Raw genomic sequence first — 4,479 nt, forward strand, 5'->3', positions numbered from 1 at the left:
GGGTGTGAGACTGGACATAGTACTGCCACCTCAGTCGCGTACAGCGTTGGACTAGCGTAGCGCGTCAGGTGCGATCGGTATACGGACACCAGACATTTTATCACATCTAACCTGCATGAGACAACCCCGCGGCGAGACTCATTTCAGGTGCCCGCGAAGGTGATTCGGTGCCTTATCTGGAACTGCCCGCGAGAGTCGCGGATCGTGGTGGGCATGCGGCAGGGGGTCGGCAAAGTTGTTGGGTGGTTAGGGGGTTGTTAGGAGTTTGATGGCTTTGGTGGGTCTTCGTGTCATGGCCCGGTTGGCTGAGGCGATGGATTGTGTGGTGCCGTAGGTCAGGTGGATGAGGCTTATGGCCAGGTGGAGTGCTGGGTGTTTTTTGGACTCTTGGTTGTTGTGTGTTTGTCAGGCTGCTTTCGGGGTGGCGGCCTGCTGTAGTTCTCGCTCGAACTGGTTGGGTGTGCGGTATCCGATTCCCGAGTGCAACCGTGTTTGATTATAGGTCAACTCGATCCATGCCGCCACATCCCTTATCGCCTTGTTCCGGGTGGGGTAGACCATACGATGCACACGCTCATTCTTCAGTGTCGCGTTGAACGACTCCGCTCATGCATTGTCCCAGCACACCCCCTGCGTCCCACCGACGGCCTAATCCCATAGTGTTTGAGGTGGTCGGCGAAGGCCTGGGAGGTGTACTGCGACTCGCGGTCGGAATGAAACACCGTCACCCCACGAGTCGGCCTGCAGTTGCGCACCGCCATATCGATCGCCTCACACACCAGGCTGGTGCTCATATGATCGGCCAACGCATAGCCGACGACCTTCTTCGTACAACAATCCAAAACCGTCGCCGGGAGGGTTATTCATAGGGGGTGTGGGTGATTCGCGACACGCGCATAGAGGGTAAGGGTTAGGACGGCCTGTTCCTGAGACGCTTTGGGTGTCATAGTCCAAACTTCTCAGAAAGCAGACCGCCACCATGAACGCTGGCACGTAGCTCGACCCCCACCAGCTCACTGACCTGTGCGCCGTCTTGCACAGCCAGGGGGATCTGCCGGTGGCCGGCAGCCGGGTCCTGGGCCTGTACCAGCGCGTGAAGCTGACCGTGATGGCGCTGCGCCACAACATCAGCCAGGAGCTGCTGGCCGAGATCTTCGACATCTCCCAGCCCACCGCCTCCCGCATCATCGGCGCCTACACCACCCTGATCGCCCACGCCCTCGGTCGGGCGGTGGCGACGGTGGAGGACCTGGATCCCACCCAAACCCTGATCATTGACGGAACCGTGCTGGAGTGCTGGGACTGGAAGGGTGTCCCGGGCCTGTTCTCGGGCAAGTGCCGCACCACCGGGCTGAACGTGCAGGTGGCCTGCACTCCCTCCGGGGCGATCGCCTGGGTTTCGGACCCGCTACTCGGAGCCACGCATGACGCCGCCGCGCTGCGGGCCAGCGGCCTGCTGGACGTCCCACCCGACCACCTGCCCGACGGCGCTACCGCTGCCCTCCATATAGGCGACAAGGGATATATCGGGCTGGGCATGACCACCCCCATCAAGAAGTTACCCGGACAGCCCCTGCACGAGACCGACAAGGCCTACAACACCGCGGTCAACCCCATCCATCCGCTACATGGTCGAACGGGCCATCGCCAACCTCAAAACCTGGCGCGTCCTACACACCGGCTACCGCCGACCCATACAAACCTTCCCAACAACCATCACCACCGTACTCGCCCTCACCTTCACATACACCCCATGAATAACCCTCTTAGTGCGGCCGTTAGCGCCCTTGCTGCTCTAATCACGCCGTCGGGCCGCCCGCTCCAGCGCCTGGTCCAGGTCGGCGACCAGGTCCTCGGCGTCCTCAATGCCCACGCTCAGCCGCAGCAGCTGGTCGGTCAGCCCGTAGGCGGCGCGAGTGGACGGCGGCACGTCCGCATGCGTCTGCACGCTCGGGCAGGTCACCAGCGACTCCACCCCGCCCAAAGACTCGGCGAAGGTGAGCACCCGTACTGCCTGTAGGAATGCGGCGACGTCGACGTCGTCGGCCGGCTCGAAGGACACCATGCCCGAGCGCCCCGGATACAGCACTCGTGTAACCCGTGCATCGTCGCGCAGAAAGTCGGCCACCCGCCGGGCGTTCGCCTCGTGCCGCTCCATGCGCAGTGACAGCGTCTTCAGGCCGCGCAGCAGCAGGAAGGCGTCGAAGGGTCCTAGCGTCGCCCCGGTGGTGTTCAGCTGGTACTGGATCCGCTCGCCCAACTCCCGATCCGCTACGACTACGGCGCCCGCCATGACGTCGTTGTGCCCGGCCAGGTACTTCGTGGCCGAATAGACGGCCACGTCCGCCCCGAGCTCCAGCGGCCGGCAGATCACCGGCGTGTAGAAGGTGTTGTCCACCGCCAGCAGGGCGCCGGCCGCATGCGCCCATTCGGCCACCCGGGCAATGTCCACCTCGGTCATCATCGGATTGGTAGGGGTTTCAATCAGCACCAGGGATGCCGGACTTCGCAGCGCCTCCCGCAGGCCGGCCTCACCGAACACGAAGTCCACCTCGTAGGCGCCGTCGTCGGCCAGGCACTTCAGGAACCGGTAGCTGCCCCCATACAAGTCCTCCAGGGCCACGATCCGCGAGCCGAACGGCGCCAACGTGGCGACCGTCAGCTGCACCGCCGCCATCCCGGAGGCCAGGGCGAAGCCGGCCGTCCCGCCGTCGAGCCGGGCCAACGCGTCCTGAAGGACGTCGCGGGTGGGGGAGGCGGTGCGCGTGTAGTCATAACCGGTGGATGCCCCCAGACTCGGATGCCCGAAGGCGGTCGACAAGTGGATCGGCGTCGTAATGGCACCGGTGGCCGGGTCGGTGTCGGTGCCCACATGCGCCAGGACGGTGTCCAGCCGCCACGGGTCGGGAGAGTCCGTCCAGCTGGGGTGGTGCTGAATCGGCGCAGTGCGACACCCGGAGAGGTCGACGGCGGCGCCGGGGACAGCGTTGGATGATTGCGTGGGGGTGGAATCGATGATGGACATAGGAGCTTTCTGACTGATGGGGGTGGGATGGATCGGAGGCGTAGTGCCGACGCGGTGCACTGCTGGTGCGTCCTTGACAGTTATATCGACCGACCTCGGCACGTAACTTCTACCGAACTCGGCGGGAGGGGCGGCGGGTCTGGAGGAGGGTCAGGCCGCTGGGCGGGCGAGCAGGCCATGGACGGCGATCTCCAGCCGGTCCAGCGCCTCATCCACAGTGGCGCGCGGGCAGGCAATATTCAGTCGGGTGAAGCCCGCACCGCCGGTACCGAACAGGGTGCCGTCGTCGAGCCAAAGTCCGGCCTCGCCGGTGATGAAGCCGTCCAGCTCATCCGCCGCCAGGCCCGCGGCCTCAAGCAGACCCGTGCAGTCCAGCCACAGCAGGTAGGTGCCCTCGCAGGGGGAGACCTCGATTCCGGGCACCCGCTCCAGGCGGCGGACCACATGCCGGCGCGCATAATCAATGTGCTCGCGCAGGGCGTCGAGCCAGGCGTCGCCGGACTTGTACGCCGCCTGGCATGCCGTCAGACCCAGCACATTGGGCTGGGAATAACCGCCGGCGCCGAGAGCCGCACGGAAGCGGTCTCGCAGACCGACGTCGGAAATGAGGATATTGGCCACCTGCAGCCCGGCCAGATTGAAGGACTTCGACGGTGAGGTGCAGGTGATGGTGCGGGCCGCGGCGTCGGCGGACAGAGATGCGAAGGGGGTGGTGCGGTGCCCGGGCAGGGCCAGGTCGGCGTGCACCTCGTCGGAGACCACGAGCGTGCCGTGGCGGCCGGTGATCCGGGCCAGCTCGGTCAGTTCCGCGCGCGACCACACCCGGCCCACCGGGTTGTGCGGGTTGCACAGAATCAGCAGGCGGGCGCCGGAGGAGGCGAGTACGGCCTCCAGGGCGTCCAGGTCGCGGCGGTACACGCCGTCGGCGCCGCGTACCAGCGGGGCCGGAGCCACCACCCGCCCCTGCTGCTCGACCACCTCCCGGAACGGGTAGTAGACGGGCTCCTCAATGACGACGGCGTCGCCGGGCTCGGTGAAGGCGCGCACCGCCGTCGCCAGCGCAGGCACCACCCCGGGGGTGACGACGTTCCAGGCCGGGTCGATGCGCCAGTCGTAGCGGCGGGCGAACCAGGCGGCCAGGGTCGCGTCGTAAGCGGCGTCGGGCTCGCTGTAACCGAAGATGCCGTGCCGTACCCGCCACAGCAGTGCGTTGGTGACGCAGGGGGCGGTGGCGTGGTCCATGTCGGCGACCCACAGCGGCAGGGCGTTCTCGGGACGGCCGCGCTGCCCGGCGAAGTCCCATTTGAGGCTGGCGGTGCCGGTGCGGTCGTGGACCACGTCGAAGGGGGAGGCGGAGGCGTGCGGGGCGATGTCGGCGGTGCCGGGGATGGTGTCGTATGAGAGCACGGTGGGTGCGATTACGGCGTCCGGCGGCGTGCCCGCGGCGTCCGGCG

General features: G+C 66.4%; 3 protein-coding genes and 2 pseudogenes. 1 reads left to right on the forward strand and 4 read right to left on the reverse strand.

What is annotated here, in order from left to right:
- Positions 1 to 405: 405 nt before the first annotated feature.
- Positions 406 to 594: pseudogene (locus Q4A20_RS14835) on the reverse strand (integrase core domain-containing protein); the annotation flags it as partial.
- Positions 582 to 842, reverse strand: a complete 261-nt coding sequence (locus tag Q4A20_RS15205) for a DDE-type integrase/transposase/recombinase (protein WP_368502492.1) — start codon at positions 840 to 842, stop codon at positions 582 to 584. The pseudogene Q4A20_RS14835 and the gene Q4A20_RS15205, both read right to left, overlap by 13 nt.
- Positions 843 to 1,108: 266 nt before the next feature.
- Here Q4A20_RS15205 and Q4A20_RS14840 point away from each other — a divergent pair.
- Positions 1,109 to 1,549 (forward strand): annotated as a pseudogene (locus Q4A20_RS14840) (transposase family protein); the annotation flags it as partial.
- 246 nt (positions 1,550 to 1,795) lie between these two features.
- Here the strand turns inward: Q4A20_RS14840 and Q4A20_RS14845 are convergent.
- Together Q4A20_RS14845 and Q4A20_RS14850 are read right to left on the reverse strand one after the other, a co-directional pair.
- Positions 1,796 to 3,025, reverse strand: coding sequence for a PLP-dependent transferase (locus Q4A20_RS14845; RefSeq protein ID WP_303124159.1), 1,230 nt, complete (start codon positions 3,023 to 3,025; stop codon positions 1,796 to 1,798).
- A gap of 150 nt (positions 3,026 to 3,175) precedes the next feature.
- Entirely contained in the window at positions 3,176 to 4,414 is a 1,239-nt protein-coding gene (locus Q4A20_RS14850) for a MalY/PatB family protein (protein ID WP_303124161.1), read from the reverse strand.
- Between the last annotated feature and the right edge of the window lie 65 nt (positions 4,415 to 4,479).

Origin of the sequence: Actinomyces sp. (assembly GCF_030530635.1) — a bacterium.
Lineage (GTDB): Bacteria > Actinomycetota > Actinomycetes > Actinomycetales > Actinomycetaceae > Actinomyces.

Coding starts and splice junctions, on each gene's coding strand:
- Q4A20_RS14845 (WP_303124159.1), bottom strand. CDS start 3,025: ATGTCCATCATCGATTCCACCCCCACGCAATCATCCAACGCTGTCCCC.